Origin of the sequence: Kitasatospora sp. NPDC015120, from assembly GCF_043080305.1 — a bacterium.
Lineage (GTDB): Bacteria > Actinomycetota > Actinomycetes > Streptomycetales > Streptomycetaceae > Kitasatospora.
This window is the reverse complement of the sequence record NZ_JBIBVJ010000007.1, coordinates 223229-242707: the sequence shown is the minus strand read 5'-3', so window position 1 is coordinate 242707 and position 19479 is coordinate 223229. Positions and strand designations below refer to the sequence as shown.

Here is a 19479-nt window from a genome sequence, read left to right as displayed (position 1 = left end):
GGGCGCCCGGTTAGGCTCGGGCCGTGCCCGGACCCGTGACCTCCCCGCCCCCGCCCGGCCCCGCTCCGGCCGACCGGCCGGAGCGTTCGCCGTGGCCGCGGTTCGCCCTGCTGGTGGTGATCCTCGCCGCGGTGACCGGCGCGCTGCTGGTGTGGAACCCGACCGCCCTGTTCGACGGCAGCCTGTTCACCGGCACGCCCTGGTACTGGCGCGCCCCGCTGTTCACCGCCGTGTACGCGCTCGGCACCGTCGCGTTCTTCCCCCGCCCGGCCCTGAACGCGGCCGCCGGGCTGCTGCTGGGCGTGCAGCAGGGGCTGCTGCTGGCCGTGCTGGGCACGACGGTCGGGGCGGCGGCCGCCTTCGGGCTGGCCCGCTGGCTGGGCCGGGACGCGCTGCGGCACTTCCTGCGCGGACGGGTGCTGCTGGCGATGGACCGGCGCCTCACCGACCAGGGGTTCCGCAGCATCCTGCTGCTGCGGCTCCTCCCCGGCCTGCCGTTCCAGGCGGCCACCTACGGCGCGGCGGTCTCCGGGGTCCGGTTCCCGCCGTTCATCCTCGCCACCGCGCTCGGCGTGATCCCGGTCACCGCGGTCTACGTCGCGGCGGCGGCCACCGCGCGCGAGCCGGGGTCGACGGGCTTCCTGCTCTCGGCCGGACTGATCGGGGTGATCGCCCTCACGAGCCTGGTCCCGCTGGTGCGGGCGGCGCTCCGGCGACGGCGCGCGGTCCAGGCCTGAGCGCCGGGCGCCCGGGCGGCACGCCGGGCGCGGGACACGCCGATGCGCTCGGCCGACCGGGGGCGTTGTCGGTGGCGTGTGAAATCGTTCCCGCATTGTTGACAGAAGGTCAATTGCGCGGCGACCGCGACCGATATCTTCTACGCGCGCAACCGCACGTCCCTCTGCCGCGTCGCTCCTGATGCCCGGGTCCGCCCGGGCCGTCGGCGCGGCGCGACTCGTACGGACGGCGCGAGCGGGCACGAGACCGGTGATCAGTGCGATACTCGGACAGTTCCGACGAGTGGATGACGTGTCAAAAGGGCACGCGCACCGGGGGACCTGTATCGGAACAGAGGCAGGGAGGCGCGGCATGGGAGCACTTCGCGACGAGCACCACAACGGGTGGCTGATGCCCTCCGGGAGCTACCCGGCCGCGGTGTACGAGGACGAGTGGGTCGAGCAGGAGACGGTACCGTCCTCCCCCGCTCCCGCGAAGATCGTCTCCCTGCGGCCGACCGGATTCGAGGCGGCCCGCACGGTCGGCGAGCACATCCGGGCGGCCACCCCGGTGGTCATGGACCTCACCGAGATGGAGGAGGCCGAGGCCAAGCGGATGGTGGACTTCGCCTCCGGTCTGATCTTCGGCACCCGCGGCGGCATCGAGCGGATCGCCCGCCGGGTGTTCCTGCTCACCCCGGCGGACGTCGAGGTGATGGTCATCGACCGCCCGCTCGACGACACCGGCTTCTACAACCAGAGCTGACCGGCCACGACCGGCCGGCAGGAGGACGGAGAACCGGGGACGGCAACCGCCGCCCCCGGTTTTTTGCCGCCCGGGCGCCGGGCGGCCGCGCCTCGGGTGAGACGCCCGGATCAATTCTGAGACATCCACGTCTCAGGTGACGTACACTCGTCCCATGGCCACCGACCGTGACTCCGTGCTCGAAGCCGCCGTCGGCGTGCTCTCCCGCCGCCCGACCGCCCACCTCGACGAGATCGCCCGCGCCGCGGGCATCAGCCGCGCCACCCTGCACCGGCTCTTCCCGGGCCGGGACGCACTGATCCGCGAGGTCGGCATGCTCGCGCTCCAGCGGCTGGCCGCCGCACTGGACACCGCCGCGGTCGAGGAGGGGGACGCGCACGCCGCGCTGCGCCGGCTGATCGACGAGATCGTCCCGGACGCCATGCTGTGCGCCTACCTGACCGGCGAGAGCCAGCTCTACGACGACGAGGCGGTCAACGACCTCTGGGAGGCCCAGATGGCCCGGCTGCACGCGCTCTTCCTGCGCGGGCAGCAGCAGGGGGTCTTCCGCATCGAGCTCTCCGCGGCCTGGCTCAGCGAGGCGTTCTTCGACCTGCTCGCCGGGATCGGCTGGGCCGTCCAGGACGGCCGGCTGGCCCCGCGCGACGCGGCCTTCTCGCTCGCCGAGCTCCTCCTCGGCGGCGCCCTGCGCACCCCGCGCCCGCACTGACCCCGACTCCCCCACCCGTCGCACCCGGACCGGAAACCGGACACCGATACCCATGAGCAGCACCGTCCACCTCCAGCCCCGCCTGCGCTGGACCGGCCTCGCCGTCCTCGTGCTGGCCGTCACCCTGGTCGCCGTCGACGCGACCGTCCTGTCCCTGGCCATCCCCTCGATCAGCGAGACCCTGCGCCCCAGCGGCACCCAGCTGCTGTGGATCGGTGACGCCTACTCCTTCGTGCTGGCCGGCCTGCTGGTCTCGATGGGTTCGCTCAGCGACCGGATCGGCCGCAAACGACTGCTGCTGGCCGGTTCCACCGCGTTCGGCGCCGCCTCGCTGCTCGCCGCGTACGCGCCCACCGCCGGCTGGCTGATCCTGGCCCGCGTGCTGCTCGGCGTGGCCGGGGCGACCATCATGCCCTCCACCCTCTCGCTGATCCGCACGCTCTTCCCGGACGACCGCGAGCGGGCCACCGCGATCGGTGTCTGGGGCGCCGCCGCGTCCGCCGGTGCCGCGCTCGGCCCGGTGGTCGGCGGTGTGCTGCTGGAGCACTTCTGGTGGGGTTCGGTGTTCCTGCTGAACATCCCGGTGCTCCTGCTGCTGCTGGTCTTCGGCGCCTGGCTGCTGCCGGAGTCCAGGGACCCGGAGCCGGGCCGCTGGGACGTGCTGAGCGTGCTGCTGTCGCTGGCCGGCGTGATCGGCGTGGTCTACGCGATCAAGGAGGCCGCGGCGCACGGCGTCGCCCGCTGGGACGTGCCGGCCGCGGGCCTGCTGGGCGCGCTGGCGCTGATCGTCTTCGTCCGCCGCCAGCTGCGCCTGGAGACCCCGCTGCTGGACGTCCGGCTCTTCGGCGACCGCCGCTTCACCGCCGCCGTGCTGGCCTCGCTGATCGCGCTGATCGGGCTCTCCGGCATCGTCTTCGTCACCTCGCAGTACCTCCAGCTGGTCCGCGGCTACCCGCCGCTGAAGGCCGGGCTGGCCGAGCTGCCGGCCTTCGCCGGCGCGATGGCCGGTGGCCTGCTGACCGCCCGGCTGGTGCGCCGCACCGGCGCCCGGACGGCGCTCACCCTCGGGCTGCTGGCGATGGGCGCCGGGATCGGCCTGCTCGGCTGGATCCAGCAGGACACCACCTACCTGGTGCTGGCCGCCGCCTTCCTGCTGGTCGGCACGGCGGAGGGCGTGGTCTACACGCTCGGTGCGGACCTGGTGCTGAAGGCCGCGCCCGGCGACAAGGCCGGCGCCGCCTCGGCGGTCTCCGAGACGGCCTACGAGCTGGGCACCGCGCTCGGCATCGCCCTGGTCGGCTCGGTGGTCGGCTCGCTGTACGCCGGCCGGCTGGCCGTCCCGGGCGGCACCGGCCCGGCGGCGGCCGCGCAGGCCGGCGAGTCGCTGGGCGGCGCGGTGGAGGCGGCCCACGGCCTGCCGGACGCCCTGGCCGGGCCGCTGCTGGCGAGCGCCAAGGACGCGTTCGTGCACGGCGTGAACGTGGCCGGAATGCTGGCGGCGGCGCTGCTGCTGGGCGCGGCGGTGCTGGCCTGGCGGCTGCTGCGGGGGGCGGGCCACGGGACCGACCGACCGGCCCGTGCACCGGAGCAGGAGCCGGAGCAGGAGCGCACGCCCGAGAAGGCGCACGTCTGAGACCGCGGTTCCCCGTCCCCCTGGCCGCCGGGGGGACGGGGAACGCTGGTGTGCGGCGGGCCCGGAGGGTCAGACCGTGCCGAAGGGCAGTTCCAGCTCCGCCCAGACCACCTTGCCGTCCCGGGTCAGCCGGCTGCCCCAGCGCTGGGCGAGCTCACTGACCAGGAACATCCCCCGGCCGCCCTCGTCCTGCTCGGCGAAGGGCCGCAGCTGGGGCGTCTGGCCGCCCGCGTCGGCGACCTCGACGGTGAGCACCCGGTCGCGGAAGAGCCGCAGCCGGCGCGGGGCGTCGGCGTGCAGCAGGGCGTTCGTGACCAGCTCGCTGACCAGCAGCTCGGCGTAGTCGGAGAGCGCGCCCAGGCCCCAGGCGTCCAGCGTGGCGCGGGTGAAGCGGCGGGCCTTGCCGGGCAGCCGTCCGCCGCCGGTGAGCGGAAGGGTGGCGACCCGGTCGGCGGGCAGCGGCAGCACCCGGGCCATGATCATCGCGATGTCGTCGTCGCTGCCGCCGCTGACCAGCGCGCCGAGAACGGCGTCGCAGCTCTCCTCCAGGGTCCGGCCGGGGCCGGACAGGGTGCGGGCGAGCAGGTCGATGCCGTCGTCGAGGTCCTGGCCGCGCCGCTCCACCAGGCCGTCGGTGTAGAGGGCCACCATGCCGCCCTCGGGCAGCGTGAACTCGACCGACTCGAAGCCCACCCCGCCGACGCCCAGCGGCACCCCGGGCGGCATCTCGACCCGCCGGGGCGTGCCGTCGGGGGCGACCCAGACCGGCGGGAGGTGTCCCGCCGAGGCGACCTGGAGGGTGCGCTCCAGCGGGTCGTAGACGGCGCAGATGCAGGTGGCGAACTGGCCCTCGCCGATTCCGGAGGCGGTCTCGTCGAGCCGGGTGAGCACCTGCTCGGGCGGCATGTCGAGGGTGGCCAGGGTGCGGGCGACGGTGCGCAGCTGGCCCATCGTGGCGGCGGCCCGGATGCCGTGGCCCATCACGTCGCCGACGACCAGCGCGACCCGCCCGCAGGAGAGCGGGACGACGTCGAACCAGTCGCCGCCGACCTCGCTGGTGACGCTGGACGGCAGGTAGCGGTAGGCGATCTCCAGGCCGAGGGTGCGGTGGATCTCCTGGGGCAGCAGGCTGCGCTGGAGGGTGAGCGCGGTCTCCCGCTCACGCCGGTAGAGGCGGGCGTTGTCGATCGCCAGGGCGGTGCGGGCGACGAGTTCCTCCGCCAGCGCGACGTCGGAGGCGGTGAACGGCTCGGGGTTGCGCATCCGGATGAACTCGGCGCCGCCGAGGACCATGCCCCGGGCGATGACCGGCAGCATCAGGTAGGAGTGGATGCCGGCCGCGAGACCGGGGGCGACCCGGTCCGGACTGGCGACCAGGCCGCGCAGCACCTCCGCGTCGACATGGGCGCGCAGCAGCGGGCGCCCACTGCGCAGGCACTGGGTGTAGCTGCGCCCGGGGGCGTACTCGGAGACCTCGCCGACGACGTCGACGGCGCTCGCCAGACCGGTCTCGTAGGCCTCGCCGACCGCGACGGCGCGCAGCAGCGCGCCGCGGTCCTCCGGGATGGGGGTGGGTTCGGCGCCGCGCAGCACGGTTTCCAGCAGGTCGACGGTGGCGAAGTCGGCGAACCGGGGGACGACGGCCTCGATCAGCTCCTCGGCGGTGCGCTGGAGGTCGAGGGTGGTGCCGATCCGGGCGGTGGCCTCGGCGATGGTGGCCAGCCGTTCCTGGGCACGGGCGGCCCGGGCCTCGGCCTGGAAGCGCTCGGTGACGTCGATGATCGAGGAACAGACCCCGAAGACCCGGCCGGTGGAGTCCTCCAGCCGGAAGTAGGAGGCGGACCAGGCGCGGTCGCGGCGCGGGTCGCCGGGGACGCGGCCGTGCGAGCGGGCGTCGACCACGGGTCTGCCGGTGGCCAGCACCTGCTTCATGATCTGTTCTATCTCGGTGCTGTTGATGCCCGGCAGGATGCTGCTGATCCGCCGTCCGAGGTGGTCGGCGACGGGCAGGCCGTTCATCCGGGCCAGCGACTCGTTGAGCCGGACGTACCGCAGGTCGGTGTCGTAGACGGCCATGCCGATCGGGGACTGGCCGAAGATGCCGTCGAGGACGGCGAGGTCGGCCTCGACCCGGTGCAGGGCGGCGAGGTCGGAGGCGGTGGCGAGCAGCAGCAGGGTGCCGCCGGGGCCGGCGATCGGGTAGGTGCGGAACTCCAGCTCGACGGTGTGGCCGTCGCGGTGGCGGACCGGGTGGACCCCGGACCAGCCCTTGCCGCCGAGGATCCGCTCGAAGAGTTCGAGGACCTCGGGCCGGTCGCTGTCGTCGGTGAGCAGCCGGGCGGCGTGGCTGCCGACGGCCTCCTCGGCGGTCCAGCCGAGCAGGGCCTCGGCGTCCTCACTCCAGTGCAGGATCAGACCGTCGTCCTGGAGCAGGGCGGTGGCGAGCGGGACCAGGCGATGGCCGTCCAGGCGGGCGGGGCCGGCGTCGGCTCCGGGGCCGGTGGCGTTCGTGGCGTCCCACTCGTCTCTCCGCATGATCAGACTGCACCCCGGTTCGGCTTCGTGCCCGGCCGGGCGGTCCTCGTGGTTCCTGCGGCCGGGGTTCTTCTCCAGACTGCACGGACATCGGCCGCCCGGCGACCCCTTGGTGAGGGGCAGCGGTCGTCCAGGTGTACGGGCGTCATGGGCCTACCGGCCGCAGCGTACTCTCCAGAAGGCGCGCCCACTGCCGGATCACCCCGGATCGCCGGGCGCCGTCGCCGGTGAGCAGGTCGGCGGGGCCGGGGCCGCGGGCCATGCCGAGGGTGGCCTGCACGGTTCGCGTACGCCGGGCCGGGTCCCGTCGGCGCCGAGGAACTCGACGGCGGCGCGGTGCGCCTGGCGGCCGGCGTGGCCCTCCAGGCCGGTGATCCGCTCGCGCGGCGGTTCCTCGGTGACGGTGGCGGCCCACAGGTGGAGGGCGGCGCGGAGGAGCGGGCCGGTGCAGCGGCGGACGACCCTGTCGAGGACGGCCTCGGGGCGGGCGGGGCCGGCGTCCGGCAACGCGTCCGCGTGGGCCCGCACGGCGCTCGGCCGCTCGGCGGTGAGGTCGACGGCGGCGGTGTCCTCGCGGGTCGGGACGTGGTGCCGGGCGGTGCCCCGGGAGACGCCGGCCCGTCCGGCGACGACGGCGCCGGTCGAGCCGTTCCAGCCGAGTGCGGCGAGGCGGCCGACCGCCGCCGCGGGCAGCCGGGCCCGGGTGGCGCGGCTGCGGTCCTGCTGGGGGTGCGGGCGGCCGGGTGGGTGGTCATCGGCGGCGGCGGTCCTGTCCGGGCGGGGCCGGCGGCGGGAAGGTCCTCGCGGACGGCGGCGGGGGCGGTGCGGCCGGTCGGGGGGCGGCCGCACCGGTGGACGGCGGCGGCCGGTTCAGCGGGCGGCGGCCTCGCGCTCGCGCAGCTCGCGGCGGAGGATCTTGCCCGCCGGGGACTTCGGGACGGCGTCCAGGAACTCCACCGCACGTACCTTCTTGTACGGCGCGACCTGGCCGGCCACGAAGGCGGCGACCTCCTGCTCGGTCAGCGCGCTGCCCGGGGCGCGGACCACGAAGGCCTTGGGGCACTCGGTGCCCTCGGCGTCGCAGACCCCGATCACGGCGGCGTCGGCGATCTGCGGGTGGCTGAGCAGCAGCGCCTCCAGCTCGGCGGGGGCGACCTGGTAGCCCTTGTACTTGATCAGTTCCTTGACCCGGTCGACGATGTGCAGGTAGCCGCGCTCGTCGACGAAGCCGATGTCGCCGGTGTGCAGCCAGCCGTCGGCGTCGACGATGGCGGCGGTGTCGGAGGGGCGGCCGAAGTAGCCCTTCATCACCTGCGGCCCGCGGATCAGCAGTTCTCCGCGCTCGCCGGGGCCGAGGTCGCCGCCGGTGCCGTCGAGGGCGGTGACCCGCAGCTCGGTGGAGGGCACCATCCGGCCGACCGAGCCCGGGGAGGGGTCCGGGTCGGTGGGGTCCATCACATGGCTGACCGGGGAGAGCTCGGTCATGCCGTAGCCCTGGAGGATGTGCGGCAGGCCGAGCCGGCGGGCGCAGGCCTCGGCGAGTTCGGGGTCCAGCGGGGCGGCGGCGCACAGCAGGTACTCCACCGAGGAGAGGTCGTACTGCTCGACGACCGGGTGCTTGGCGAGGGCGAGGACGATCGGGGGGGCCGCGAGCACGGACTGCACCCGCTGGTCCTGGACGGTGCGGCAGAACTGCTCCAGGTCGAAGCGGGGCAGCACGACGACGGTGGCGCCGCAGCGCAGGGGCTGGTGGAGCAGCGCGGCCAGACCGTAGATGTGGAAGAAGGGCAGCACGGCGAGGACGCGCTCGCCGGGCTTGGGGCGGAAGACGGCGTCGGTCTGGGCCAGGTTGGTGGCGATCGAGCGGTGGGTGAGCATCACGCCCTTGGGCAGCCCGGTGGTGCCGCTGGAGTAGGGCAGCACGGCGATGGCCTCGGCCGGGTCGAGCGCGATCTCGGGCGCGGGGCCGGTGGCGGCGAGCAGGTCGGCGAGCGAGAGGTGGCCCTCGGCGCCGTCCAGGACGACGGTCCCGGCGAGCGGGCGGCCCTCGGCGGCGAGCTTGTCGGCGGCGGCGCGGGCGGTGGGCAGGAACGGCGAGACGGTGATCAGCCAGCGGGCGCCGCTGTCGGCGAGCTGGCCGGCGAGTTCGGCCGCGGTGGTGAGCGAGGGCACCGGGGTGACGGTGGCGCCGGCCCGGGTCGCGCCGAAGAAGGCCATCGGGTAGCGGATGCTGTTGGGGCTGAACAGGGCCGCCACGTCCCCCTGCCGGACGCCCGCCTCGGCGAGGCCGGCGGCCACCCGCTGGACGGCATGGGCGAGTTGCGCATAGCTGACGGTCTCGCCGGTGATCCCGTCGATCAGGGCGGGCCGGTCGCCGTGGCGCTCGGCCTCGCCGAGGACGGCGTCGTGCAGGGCGAGGTCGACGATGCCGACGTCCGGGAACTCGCTGTGGAACACCAAGGCGTGCCTCCTGTGCGGTTGTTGGCGCGGGGCGGGACGGCCGGCTGGAGGTCGTGGCGACCGGCCGTGCGGCGTGCGGGACAGGAGCATACGGACAGTGGGCGCCCGGTGCGCCCCAGTGACGGACGTTTGGCGGAGCGCGCGGGGCGCAGGGGTGGCGCGGGCTGGCGAATTCCGAGGTGGGGAGGGGTCGGTGAGGTCCCCGGCCGGGGGACCCGGTCAGATGTCAGAACGATGATGCGACGATCCGTTCGAGGTCGGAGCGGCCGTCGGGGTTCCGCGGGACTCCGGCAGGATTCGCTCACGGGCGCTGCCGTGTCCCGGCACCCGCGTGCCGGTCGGGAGCCGGTTCCTCGCCGTCCTCGGTCCGGCGGGTGCCGGCACCACCGGCCTCCAGAAGCCGCTCCGGGCCCCCGATCCGGGGACGGGCACCAACGGCGGTGCCTGCCGCGGGCCGTCCTGGACCAGGTGTCTCCCGTGCACGTGCTCGACGCCGTCCTTCCTCCGCCGTGCCCGCAGGTTCCGTGAGGTGCGTGACGGGCGGCGGGGCGGGCGGGCAGGATGGGGCGCATGTGCGGTCGCTTCGTCTCCACCACCACCCCGTCCGATCTGGCCGACCTGCTGCGCGCCACCGTGTGGCCGGTGGCGGAGGCGTTGGCGCCGTCCTGGAACGTGGCGCCGACGGATCCGGTGGCGAGCGTGCTGGAACGGGTCGACCGCGAGACCGGGGAGCTCACCCGGCAGGTGCGGTCGCTGCGGTGGGGGCTGGTGCCGTCCTGGGCCAAGGGCCCGGGCTCCGGGGCGCGGATGATCAACGCCCGGGTGGAGACCGCGCACGAGAAGCCCGCGTTCCGCAAGGCGTTCAAGGAACGGCGGTGCGTCGTCCCGGCGGACGGGTACTTCGAGTGGCGGACGGTCCCGGCGGCCGACGGGCGCAAGGCGTACAAGCAGCCGTACTACCTGCACCGGCCCGACGGCGGACTGCTGCTCATGGCCGGGCTGTACGAGTTCTGGCGCGACCGCTCGGTGGAGCACGACGACGACCCGGCCGCGTGGCTGGTCACCTGCACCGTGCTGACCACCGCGGCCACGGACGCCGCCGGGCGGATCCACGACCGGATGCCGGTCACCCTCGCCCCCGACGCCCTGGACGCCTGGCTGGACCCCGCCACCACCGACCCCGGCGAGGTGCGCGGCCTGCTGCACGCCCCGGCCGGCGAACTGCTGGTGCGGCCGGTGGCCACCACGGTCAACAGCGTCCGCAACGACGGCCCGCACCTGCTGGACCCCGTCGAGGACCCGCTGCCGGAGGTCACCGGGGGCCACTACACCTGAGCCGGCGGGGGCCGCCTCCTCCTCGTACGCCGGCGGACGGGCTGGTTGTCAGTGCCGTGCGCTACGTTTCGGGGCATGTCGATCACCGCACACCTGCGCGCCTCGGTGCAACTGCCGGGTGGCGCCGCCCTGGTCAGCGGCTTCGCCCTGGAGCGGCGCGGGGACGGCTCGCACCGCGCACTGCTCCGGCGCGGGCACGGGCTGGAGGTCCACGAGCTGGACGAGCTCCTCGCCGGGGAGCGCGCACCCGCCGCCGTCTTCCCGCTGCCCCGGCCGGGCGGGCAGCACGGCGGCCGGTCGGTGAGCCCCGACGGCGAGTTCGCGGTGTTCGCCGGCCCGCGCGCCGTCCGGGCCGTGGCGCAGGACGGGACGACGCGGTGGGAGTACCCGCACGGGTGCTGGGGGTGCGGACAGAGCCGTCCGCACGGCGCCGACGGACAGCAGGGGTGCGACGGACCGGTGAGCGGCTCGTGCCGGGTCTCCGACGACGGCCGCCTCGTCTGGGCGCACGTCGCCTCCGTGTCGGCGGCGCAGCACCGCGGGGAGCACTGGGCCGTCCTGGACGCCCGGGACGGCCGGGAGTTGGCCCGGCTTCCGCTCAAGCACCCGGACAGCGCGGGCTCGCGCCAGCTCGCCCACCCGGACGGCGCGCACATCGGCCTCAGCATCGGCATGGGCCAGGACGGCGTCCTGCTCCACTGGGCGCGCTGGGACGGCGCCGAGCTCAGCAGCTGGGGCGTCGACCGGGGCCTGGACCGCATCCTGGCCGACGTCCACCCCGGCCACCCGGGCTTCCTGACGGTGGAGCACGGCGGCGAGGACCTCCAGTTGCACGCGCTGGACGGCACCGTGCTCGCCCGGCGCGAGCCCCAGCAGGGCGAGGACGAGGACCCGCCCTGCTGGGACCACGACTGCGGCTTCGTCGACGCCGACACCGTCCTCGCCTCGACGATCGACGCCGACGGCGATCCGGAGCTCGGACGGCACTGGCTGCTGGACGCCCGCACCCTGGAGATCCGCGGCACGGTCGGCTATCCCGGCGGCCCCGTCGACAGCTACGCGCGCCCGCTCGGGGACGGCACCTGGCTGACCTACGACGACGCCGACGGGACGCTCAACCGCTGGAGCGTGGCCGGGAGGTGAGCACGGTGGAGAGGTGAGCACGGCCGAGAGGCGAGCCCGGCCGGGTCAGGCCAGCGGGAGGACCATCTCCAGCTCGCGGGCGGCCGGGTCGAGCGGGTACGGCTTCTCGCCGCCGGTGAAGGCGAAGCCGCGGCGCTGGTAGTAGGCGATGGCGCGGGCGTTGTCCTCGTGCACGGTGAGCACCACGTGCTGCGCCCCGGCCTCGTCGCGGGCCCAGGCCAGAACGGCGTCCAGCAGCGCGTCCGTCACCCCGCGCCCGCGGCCGCGGTGCTCCGGGGCGACCCAGACGCCGAGCAGCAGCACCGTCCCGGGCGCGGGCGTGAGGCCGACCATCGTCCCGACCCACTCCCCCGGCGTCCCGGTGACCGCGACCAGGCCGACGCTGCCGGGCTCGTTCACCCGGCGCACCCGGTCCTTCCACTCCGCGTCGTCGTGGGCGAGGGCCGTCTCGTACGTCTCCAGGAACGCCTTCGGGGCATCGAGCAGTTGAGCGAGGCGCACCTCACGAAGGCGCTCCCAGTCCTCCAGGCCGATCCGTTCGATCCGGTACGTCATCACCGTATCTCCCTGTTGTGGACACATCACTGCAACGACTCACCAACATAGGTCACGCCTCTCGGGCTTCGGCAGGGTACAAAAGGGGCGGGCACGCACCGCCTGCGCGCCCCGCCCGCACGCCCCCGCCACCCAAGGATCCCGACCGTGCCGACCGCCCCCGCCGCCGGAGCCGCCGAAGCCCCCGGACCGTCGATCGCACGGTTCGGGCTGGGCACCGCGGCCGTCGGCCGGCCGGGGTACATCACCCTCGGCCGCGACCTCGACCTGCCCGCCGAGCGCACCGCCGACGCCCTGCGCGAGCGCACCCACGCGCTGCTCGACGCCGCCTTCGCGGCCGGCGTGCGCTACGTCGACACCGCCCGCTCCTACGGGCGCGCGGAGGAGTTCCTCGGCGCCTGGCTCGCCGCCCGCCCGCGCGAGGCCGCGGAGGTGACGGTCGGCAGCAAGTGGGGCTACACCTACACCGCCGGCTGGCGGGTCTCCGGCGTACCGGTGCACGAGGTCAAGGAGCACTCGACGGAGGTGTTCGACCGCCAGCTGGAGGAGACCCGGGCGCTGCTCGGCGGGCTGCCGGACATCTACCTGGTGCACTCGGTCACGCCGGACAGCCCCGCGCTCACCGATCCCGCGCTGCACGCCCGGCTCGCCGCGCTGGCCGCCGAGGGCGTCCGGGTGGGACTGTCCACCAGCGGGCCCGAGCAGGCCGCGACGGTGCGGGCGGCCCTGGAGGTGACGGTCGACGGGCGGCCGCTGTTCGCCGCCGTGCAGTCCACCTGGAACCTGCTGGAGCCCTCGGCGGGGCCGGCCCTCGCCGAGGCCCACGAGGCCGGGTGGCGGGTGGTGGTCAAGGAGGGCATGGCCAACGGCCGGCTCGCCGACCGCAACGCCACCGGCCCGGACACCGCCGCGCTGCGGGCGCTCGCGGCCCGCACCGGCGCGACCTGCGACGCCCTCGCGCTGGCCGCCGTCGCCGCGCAGCCCTGGGCGGACGTGGTGCTCTCCGGCGCGGCCACCACCGCCCAGCTGGCCTCCAACCTGGAGGCCGTCGGGCTCGCCGTGGACGCCGACGCGTCGGCCGGACTCGCCGTGCTCGCCGAGCCGGCCGGGGAGTACTGGCGCACCCGCGCCGCCCTGCCCTGGGCCTGATCGCCCGGACCGGACCGGACCGGACTGGACTGCGCGGGCCGTGCCGGGGCGGGCCGCACCGGGGCAGGACCGGGCACGGGGCAGGGGCGCACCCGCCCCCGTGACCGGCCCGCGTCAGCGCGGCGACCGGCGGACCGTCAGCATGTCCTGGGTGTGCCCGATGGCGTAGCCGCCGTCCGGCCGGGCGAAGTGGCGCTCGACGTACGCGGCCAGCTCCGCGCGCTCGGGCAGCGGGTCCACGGTGGCCAGGTCGGCCACGTTGATCATGAACTCGGCGACGTCCACCGCCTCGTCCAGCCGGTCGGTCCGGTAGTGCAGGTCGAGGGCTTCGAGCGCGCAGGTGACCTGCGGGGCCGCCCGGTCCGGCCCCGGGGCGGCCAGCTGCCCGGCCAGCGGCCGCAGGTCGTAGCGCACGCCCGTGAAGTGCGCGGCCATCCGCATGCACGGGCTCTCCGGGTTCTGCAGCACCACCAGCAGCGTCCCGCCGGGCGCCACCCAGTCCAGCACCCGGCGCACGGTGCGCAGCCAGTCGGCCGGCGGCACGTAGTACAGCACGTGCGAGAGGTGGACCAGGTCCGCCGGGCCGGGCGGCTCGGCCGTGTCCACCGGTTCGGGCAGGACGAGCGCCTCGGGGCAGGCCAGCCGCAGCTTCTCGCGCATGGCCGCGCTGGGCTCGACGGCCACCGTCCGCTCGAAGTGCCGTGCCAGGTAGGCGGTGGTCCGTCCCTCCCCCGCGCCCACGTCCAGCAGCATCCGGCGGCGGTCCAGCCCGGCGACCACCTCGCCCAGCCGGGCGTGGGTGAGCGGCTTCTCGTCGGTGCCGGCGAGGAACAGCTCGAACGCCCGGCGGTACTCCGCGCCGGTGACGTCCAGCACCCGGACCGGACCGGCTCCGGGCGCCTTCGTCCCCGTCTCCGTCCCCATGCGACGACCTCCTCCTCGACGGCGTGCTCCGCCGGGCCAGTGCACCCCGGCGCGGTGCGGCGCCGGTGCAGGCACGTTCCTGCCCGCGTGTCGCCTCGCCCCCACGGGCCGCCCGCCCCGGAACCGGCCCCGTCCCGCGCCCCGGTGCCCCGGTGCCCCGGTCGTCCAATCGCCCGGCCGCCCGGCCGCCCGCACGCCCGCACGCCCGCGACGCCGCCGACCCTCGCTGGACCTCCGGCGTCCGACGGCCGTGCACGCCGCGGCCATGTCCACGATCGCCGCGCCCGGCACGCTCGGGGCAGCCGGCGCCACCGCGCCGAGCGCACCGCGCCGCCCCTCCGCACCACCCCGCCGGAAGGAAGACCACCGCCCGTGTCCCGTACCGCCCGTCCCCGCCACTACCTGATGTGCCGTCCGGAGCACTTCACGGTCGACTACTCGATCAATCCGTGGATGGAGCCGGAGAAGCCGACCGACGCCGCCCGCGCCCTCGCCCAGTGGGAGCAGCTGTACGCGCTGTTCCGGGAACTCGGCCACACCGTCGAGCTGATCGCACCGGTCCCCGGGCTGCCCGACATGGTGTTCGCGGCCAACGGCGCCACCGTCGTCGACGGCACCGCCCTGGTGGCCCGGTTCCGGCACCGCGAGCGCGCCGACGAGGCCGCGGCGTACCGGGAGTGGTTCGGCGCCCGCGGCTACCGGGCGGTGGTGCAGGCCGAGTACACCAACGAGGGCGAGGGCGACTACCTGCTCGTCGGCGGCCGGATCCTGGCCGGGACGGGCTTCCGCACCGACCGCCGGGCGCACGCCGAGACGCAGCGGGTGCTCGGCCGCCCGGTGGTGACCCTGGAGCTGGTCGACCCGCGCTACTACCACCTGGACACCGCGCTCGCGGTGCTCGGCGACGACGAGATCATGTACTACCCCGCCGCGTTCTCGCCGCAGAGCCGGGCCACCCTCGCCGCGCTGTACCCGGACGCCGTGCTCGCCTCCGACGAGGACGCCGCCGTCTTCGGCCTCAACGCCGTCTCGGACGGCCTGCGGGTGGTCCTGCCGGAGGCGGCGGCCGGGCTGGCGGCGCAGCTGCGCGCACGCGGCTTCGAGCCGGTCGGGATCGACGTCACCGAGCTGCTCAAGGCGGGCGGCAGCGTGAAGTGCTGCACCCTGGAACTGCGCGGCGCACCCGCCTGACCTGCTGTTCCGCCGGACCGCGGGGAAACCGGATGCGCTCCCGCGGCCGGCCGGTGCTACGCTCGCCCGGCCGGCCGCGGGACTCCGGTGCGACTTCCGGATAGTGCCCCTACCGCAATGATTCGCAGTTCGTGCCCCCATTCCCCGGCCGGCCCCGGGACATGACGCGTGCGGAGGGGGCGGGCCGGTGGAGACGTACGGGGACCTGGTCGCCGCCGAGGACGTGCTGCTGTTCGTCAACGCCGCGATCACCGGCACCGGCCAGCGCGAGTTCCACACCGGGGCGGCCGAGCAGCAGCTCTCGCTGGACTTCCTGCACACCTACATGTGCGTCAACTACCGCGGACCGTACGCCGCCGCGCTCGCGCTGGACATCAACGACCACAACGCCGCCCTGATCGTCCGCCGGCTGCTGGAGACCTCCCGCGACGCCACCGGCGAGCAGCGCCGCACCGAGGGGCGGCTGATCGCCCGCCGGCTGGAGCTGCTGCCGCCGCAGCGGGTCTACCGGCTGTTCGGCGAGCTGCGCCGCGCCAAGGTCAACAACCGCCGCACCCGCGCCATCCTGCGCGACTGGCTGGCCGCGCGCCCCGACCAGACCCTGGACGCCGTGAAGTACCGCGCCGGGCTGAAGCGGGCGCTGCGCCACGCCCATCTGCGCCCGGCCGAGGCGGAGACCGGCGACTTCCTGTACGCCCCCGCCCGGCGCGCGAAGTACCGGGCGCCGCTGCTGGACGCCTGGCGGCGCGCCCACCACCAGCAGGCCGCCGTCTTCGAACTCCCCTACACCGTCGCGGAGTCCTTCGCCCGGCGGCACGGCATCCCGCGGGCCGCCTTCCTGGAGCGCATCGCTCCCCGGCTGACCGCCCTGGAGCGGCTGCGGCTGCAGGAGTCGGCCCGGGCGCACGGGGCCGGCGCCGTCGCCGCGGAGCTCGACCGGATGCCGCTCACCCGGCTCGCCTCCTACGTGCTGGGCCTGCCGCCCGCCGACCGGATCGCCCGCCGCGCGGAGCTGACCGAGGCCCTGCGCGGCTCGGCGCGCCGGGCCGCGCGGGCGGCCGGGGCCGCCGAGGGCGGCTGGGGCCGGGTCACCGCCGTGCTGGACGACAGCTGGTCGGCGTACGGCTCGGGCGTCAAGCGCCGCCGGCCGCTGGCCGCCGCGCTCGCCTGCCACTACCTGCTGGAGGCGCTGGCCGGCGAGTACACCGCGCTGTGGACCTCCGGGCGCACCGACGCGCTGCTCGCCCGCCCGTCCGGTCCGACCCCCCTCGGCCGCCGGATCCTGGACGCGCTCGACACCGCGCCGCAGCGGCTGCTGATCGTCTCCGACGGCTGGGACAACGCCCCGCCGGGCCTGGCCGCCGAGGTGCTGCGGATCTGGCGCACCCGGCTGGACCCGGAGCGCCGGACCAGCGTCGTGCACCTCAACCCGGTCTACGACGCGGAGGGCTTCGACGTCCGCAGGCTCGCCCCGACGGTGCCCACGGCCGGGCTGCGCGACGCCGAGGACCTGCCGGCACTGGTCGAGTTCGCCCGCTTCGCGGAGGGCCGCACCGACCTCGCCGAGCTGACCGCCCATCTGGCGGCCCGCACCGCCCGCTTCCTGTCCGCCGCTCCGGAGGTGACCGTCCGGTGAGCGCCGTCCTGCCCGGCTTCCGCCTCGACCTCACCGGTCTGGACACCCGGCCCGCCCAGGTGTGGGGCGGCGTGCGGCTGGTCCCGCTGGTCCGCCCGGAGCCGATCGCCGACCTGCGGCTGCACCAGGAGCTGTACGAGGAGGAGTACACCGGTGTCCCGGTGGGCCGCCGGGCCTCGTACCACTCCTACATCCCGCACGGCTTCGTCGCCGACTGGACCCGCGACGGCACCCCGGCGGCCGCGTACGGCACCCGGCTCGACGCACCCGCCGGGACCGCCTCCGGTGCCGGCGCGCCGCCCGAGCGCATCCGGGTCCGGACGCCGCGCCGGCTCGCCAAGCGCGAGAGCCGCACCCGGCTGCGCTTCCTGCCGCTGCACCTCTCGCTGGAGGGCTACCTCGCGCTGCACTTCGGCGGCCCGTCCGTCGCCTGGGAGCAGTGGTCCGAGCGGGCCCTGCGGCACGGGCTGTCCCCGCGCGCCGAGGAGGCCTACGCCGGCGACCGGGTGCGCGGCCTCGCCGACGCGCTGCGGGTGTTCGAGCTCCACCCCGGCCAGTGCGGCCTGGTGGTGTACGTCGCCGACGCTCCCGCCGGCGCCTTCGTGGTGCCGCACCCCGACGACTACCGCGCCCTGCACCGCACCCTGCTGCTGGACCTCTACGGCGAGCTGATCCACCACTACGCCCTGCTGTCCGCCCCCGTCCCGGACTTCCGCGCCGACCTGCGCGCGGCCGGACCGATCGGCTCGACCGCCGACCTGCGCGCCGCCGTCGAGGGGCAGGAGCGCGCCTGGGCCGCCTTCCACGACGGCACCATGGCGGGCGACCTGCTGGACGCCGCCTACCGCGCCCGGGCGGTCCACCGCCTCGGCCGCTTCACCCTCGCCCGCTTCCTCCCGGAGTTCAAGCCCCGCCGGGAGAACCACATCGGCGAGGCGATCATCGACGAGCACGGCCGGACCGCCTACCTCAAGACCTTCCGGCTCTCCGAGCCCCAGGTGCGCCGCGGCCATCTGCTGGACCGGCTCGCCGCGCACGACTGGCACCTGCCGTCGGCCGCCGCCGCCCTCGGGCTCACCGAGGCCCAGCTCGGCGTGCGGCTGGAGGGCGCCGGCTTCGGCGCGCTGCTGCGCCAGGACGTCCTCGACGGCCACCGCCGGGCGGCACGGGGGCAGCGCCCGGCGCGCCGGCCGGCAGCCGGTGCGGAGGGGCAGCACTGCTGACGAATTGTCAGCACGTGCCGCGCCATGCCTTGACGGTGCCCGGACACCGCTCTACAACGTAGTCAACTCCCGGTCGCCGGACGCCATCTCCTCCGCCCACCGGGACGTCCGCCCGCTCGCCACCCCCACCGAGAACGAGGCACCCCCATGCGTCTGCACCCCCGCCTTGCCCTGGCCGCGGCCGCCGCCACCCTCGCCGTCGGCGCCGTCCCGGCCGCCGCGGCGCCCTCCGCGGCCCCCTCCACCGCCCCCGCCGCCGGATCCGTGCTCACCGCCGGCGGGACGGCCGTCGCCGTGGGCGACGTCCTGCTCGCGCCGCTCGCCGCCGGGAGCCGGGCCGTCTTCTCCTCCGACACCACCGGCTCGACCGGCGTCTTCTGCGGCACCTCGCCGTTCACCGCGAAGGTGCTGGCCAACCCCGCCGCGCCGGGGACCGCCACCGCCTCCCTGACCGGCCTGACCTTCGGCTCCTGCACGGCCAACGTCACCGGCGTCACCTCGGTCCGGAGCCTCACCGTCGGCAACCTCGCCTACGACCTCGCGCTCGCCTCCGCCGCCGGCCACCCGGTCACCCTCACCCCCGGCCCGGCCGGCCCGATCCAGGCCTCGGCCGTGCTCAACAGCTGGTTCGGCACCCTCACCTGTACCTACCAGCTCAGCGGCGCCTTCACCGGGACCGCCGACAACACCGCCCACGCCCTGGTCTTCCGCAACGCCCACTTCACCAAGAGCGCCGGCTCCGCCCTCTGCCCCGCCGAGGGCTACTTCTCCGCCGCCTACGGCCCCCTCACCGACTCCACCCGGCCCGGCGCCCCCGCCGTCGACATCACCTGACCGCCCCGGCCCGGCCCACCGCACCGCCGGCCGGGCCCTCCGGCGGTGCGGCCCCGGGCCGGGTCAGGCGACCTTGGCGCACAGGGGTTCGGCGGAGCCGTGCCGGAGGGTCAGGGTGCGGTAGCCGGTGGCGCTGATGTCCACGGTGTAGTCGCCGTCGACGGTGTAGAGGTCGCGGGGCAGGGTGCCCGCGCCGGCGCCGAAGCCGAGCAGGACCGGGCCGTGGGCGCGCCAGGTCTGGGAGCCGTCGGGGCGGTAGTCGACGTGGGAGCGGCCCCCGGCGTCGGCGTCGTAGTGGGCGCCGGTGAGGGTGTTGGTGAGCCGCATGACCAGGGCGCCGCGGTAGGCGACGCGGCGGACGGTGCCGTCGGGGTCGGCGGCCAGGACGTGCCGCTCGACCTCGTCGACGACGGGTTCGAGGCGCACCGGGAAGTCGCAGCGGGAGCCGGCCGGCAGGTCGAAGGACGGCGAGGGCCACGGCTCCCAGCCGCCGCGGCCGGTGGCACCGGCCGCCGGGGCGGCGGCGAGGGTCGCGGCCAGGGCGGCGACGGCGGTGGCGGCGGTGGCCAGGCGGAGGGGGATGCGGTGCATGGTGTCTCCCGGTGGGACGTCGGACGGTTCGGCGGCCAGCCTGGCAGCGGCCGCTGACCGGATTCTCACCGTCCCCCGG

Annotated in this window: 17 protein-coding genes; 11 read left to right on the top strand and 6 right to left on the bottom strand. The window is 75.8% G+C overall.

Annotated elements, in window-relative coordinates:
* The first annotated feature begins 23 nt into the window (after positions 1 to 23).
* From ACF1AK_RS19285 to ACF1AK_RS19270, 4 genes are all read left to right on the top strand, one after another.
* Positions 24 to 737, top strand: a complete 714-nt coding sequence (locus tag ACF1AK_RS19285) for a TVP38/TMEM64 family protein (RefSeq protein WP_391499982.1) — start codon at positions 24 to 26, stop codon at positions 735 to 737.
* 352 nt (positions 738 to 1089) lie between these two features.
* A complete protein-coding gene (locus ACF1AK_RS19280; RefSeq protein ID WP_380291666.1) occupies positions 1090 to 1482 on the top strand; it encodes a cell division protein SepF in 393 nt (130 codons plus the stop codon).
* A 154-nt stretch (positions 1483 to 1636) separates the two neighbouring features.
* The gene (locus tag ACF1AK_RS19275; RefSeq protein ID WP_391499981.1) at positions 1637 to 2191 is read left to right on the top strand and encodes a TetR/AcrR family transcriptional regulator; all 555 of its coding nucleotides are present in this window, start codon (positions 1637 to 1639) and stop codon (positions 2189 to 2191) included.
* A 52-nt stretch (positions 2192 to 2243) separates the two neighbouring features.
* Positions 2244 to 3824 carry an MFS transporter gene (locus tag ACF1AK_RS19270; RefSeq protein WP_391499980.1) on the top strand — a complete coding sequence of 527 codons (1581 nt, stop codon included), beginning with the start codon at positions 2244 to 2246 and terminating at the stop codon, positions 3822 to 3824.
* 69 nt (positions 3825 to 3893) lie between these two features.
* On the opposite strand, the gene ACF1AK_RS19265 is transcribed toward ACF1AK_RS19270, so the two are convergent.
* From ACF1AK_RS19265 to ACF1AK_RS19255, 3 genes are all read right to left on the bottom strand, one after another.
* Positions 3894 to 6359 carry a SpoIIE family protein phosphatase gene (locus ACF1AK_RS19265; RefSeq protein ID WP_391499979.1) on the bottom strand — a complete coding sequence of 822 codons (2466 nt, stop codon included), beginning with the start codon at positions 6357 to 6359 and terminating at the stop codon, positions 3894 to 3896.
* A gap of 198 nt (positions 6360 to 6557) precedes the next feature.
* A complete protein-coding gene (locus tag ACF1AK_RS19260) occupies positions 6558 to 7208 on the bottom strand; it encodes a TetR/AcrR family transcriptional regulator (RefSeq protein ID WP_391499978.1) in 651 nt (216 codons plus the stop codon).
* Positions 7209 to 7229: 21 nt separating this feature from the next.
* Positions 7230 to 8816 (bottom strand): 4-coumarate--CoA ligase family protein, encoded by a 1587-nt coding sequence (locus ACF1AK_RS19255; RefSeq protein ID WP_391500110.1) that lies wholly within the window; start codon positions 8814 to 8816, stop codon positions 7230 to 7232.
* A gap of 573 nt (positions 8817 to 9389) precedes the next feature.
* Here ACF1AK_RS19255 and ACF1AK_RS19250 point away from each other — a divergent pair.
* Both ACF1AK_RS19250 and ACF1AK_RS19245 read left to right on the top strand, forming a co-directional pair.
* Positions 9390 to 10154, top strand: coding sequence for an SOS response-associated peptidase (locus ACF1AK_RS19250; RefSeq protein ID WP_391499977.1), 765 nt, complete (start codon positions 9390 to 9392; stop codon positions 10152 to 10154).
* Between the two features lie 75 nt (positions 10155 to 10229).
* Positions 10230 to 11297 carry a hypothetical protein gene (locus ACF1AK_RS19245; RefSeq protein WP_391499976.1) on the top strand — a complete coding sequence of 356 codons (1068 nt, stop codon included), beginning with the start codon at positions 10230 to 10232 and terminating at the stop codon, positions 11295 to 11297.
* Between the two features lie 45 nt (positions 11298 to 11342).
* Here ACF1AK_RS19245 and ACF1AK_RS19240 read toward each other — a convergent pair whose 3' ends face one another.
* Positions 11343 to 11852 carry a GNAT family N-acetyltransferase gene (locus tag ACF1AK_RS19240; protein WP_391499975.1) on the bottom strand — a complete coding sequence of 170 codons (510 nt, stop codon included), beginning with the start codon at positions 11850 to 11852 and terminating at the stop codon, positions 11343 to 11345.
* Positions 11853 to 11999: 147 nt separating this feature from the next.
* On the opposite strand from ACF1AK_RS19240, the gene ACF1AK_RS19235 reads away from it, so the two are divergent.
* Complete coding sequence (locus tag ACF1AK_RS19235) at positions 12000 to 13001, top strand: aldo/keto reductase (protein WP_391499974.1); 1002 nt, start codon at positions 12000 to 12002, stop codon at positions 12999 to 13001.
* 114 nt (positions 13002 to 13115) lie between these two features.
* Here ACF1AK_RS19235 and ACF1AK_RS19230 read toward each other — a convergent pair whose 3' ends face one another.
* On the bottom strand, positions 13116 to 13925 hold the full coding sequence (locus ACF1AK_RS19230; protein ID WP_391499973.1) for a class I SAM-dependent methyltransferase: 810 nt from the start codon (positions 13923 to 13925) through the stop codon (positions 13116 to 13118).
* 372 nt (positions 13926 to 14297) lie between these two features.
* Here ACF1AK_RS19230 and ddaH point away from each other — a divergent pair, with 372 nt between their 5' ends.
* The 4 genes from ddaH (at position 14298) to ACF1AK_RS19210 (ending at position 18809) form a co-directional block, all read left to right on the top strand.
* Complete coding sequence (gene ddaH, locus ACF1AK_RS19225) at positions 14298 to 15116, top strand: dimethylargininase (protein WP_391499972.1); 819 nt, start codon at positions 14298 to 14300, stop codon at positions 15114 to 15116.
* A gap of 187 nt (positions 15117 to 15303) precedes the next feature.
* Positions 15304 to 16752, top strand: coding sequence for a hypothetical protein (locus tag ACF1AK_RS19220; protein WP_391499971.1), 1449 nt, complete (start codon positions 15304 to 15306; stop codon positions 16750 to 16752).
* The gene (locus ACF1AK_RS19215; protein ID WP_391499970.1) at positions 16749 to 17975 is read left to right on the top strand and encodes a hypothetical protein; all 1227 of its coding nucleotides are present in this window, start codon (positions 16749 to 16751) and stop codon (positions 17973 to 17975) included. Before ACF1AK_RS19220 ends, ACF1AK_RS19215 begins: the two co-directional genes overlap by 4 nt.
* A 147-nt stretch (positions 17976 to 18122) precedes the next feature.
* Positions 18123 to 18809, top strand: a complete 687-nt coding sequence (locus tag ACF1AK_RS19210; protein WP_391499969.1) for a Tat pathway signal sequence domain protein — start codon at positions 18123 to 18125, stop codon at positions 18807 to 18809.
* Positions 18810 to 18872: 63 nt separating this feature from the next.
* On the opposite strand, the gene ACF1AK_RS19205 is transcribed toward ACF1AK_RS19210, so the two are convergent.
* Positions 18873 to 19400, bottom strand: a complete 528-nt coding sequence (locus tag ACF1AK_RS19205; protein WP_391499968.1) for a hypothetical protein — start codon at positions 19398 to 19400, stop codon at positions 18873 to 18875.
* Positions 19401 to 19479: the final 79 nt, after the last annotated feature.

Bases quoted from the DNA above. Each gene is read 5' to 3' on its own strand.
- ACF1AK_RS19280 (WP_380291666.1), top strand. From the start codon at position 1,090: ATGGGAGCACTTCGCGACGAGCACCACAACGGGTGGCTGATGCCCTCC.
- ACF1AK_RS19275 (WP_391499981.1), top strand. From the start codon at position 1,637: ATGGCCACCGACCGTGACTCCGTGCTCGAAGCCGCCGTCGGCGTGCTC.
- ACF1AK_RS19270 (WP_391499980.1), top strand. From the start codon at position 2,244: ATGAGCAGCACCGTCCACCTCCAGCCCCGCCTGCGCTGGACCGGCCTC.
- ACF1AK_RS19265 (WP_391499979.1), bottom strand. From the start codon at position 6,359: ATGCGGAGAGACGAGTGGGACGCCACGAACGCCACCGGCCCCGGAGCC.
- ACF1AK_RS19250 (WP_391499977.1), top strand. From the start codon at position 9,390: ATGTGCGGTCGCTTCGTCTCCACCACCACCCCGTCCGATCTGGCCGAC.
- ACF1AK_RS19245 (WP_391499976.1), top strand. From the start codon at position 10,230: ATGTCGATCACCGCACACCTGCGCGCCTCGGTGCAACTGCCGGGTGGC.
- ACF1AK_RS19240 (WP_391499975.1), bottom strand. From the start codon at position 11,852: ATGACGTACCGGATCGAACGGATCGGCCTGGAGGACTGGGAGCGCCTT.
- ACF1AK_RS19230 (WP_391499973.1), bottom strand. From the start codon at position 13,925: ATGGGGACGGAGACGGGGACGAAGGCGCCCGGAGCCGGTCCGGTCCGG.
- ACF1AK_RS19210 (WP_391499969.1), top strand. From the start codon at position 18,123: ATGCGTCTGCACCCCCGCCTTGCCCTGGCCGCGGCCGCCGCCACCCTC.
- ACF1AK_RS19205 (WP_391499968.1), bottom strand. From the start codon at position 19,400: ATGCACCGCATCCCCCTCCGCCTGGCCACCGCCGCCACCGCCGTCGCC.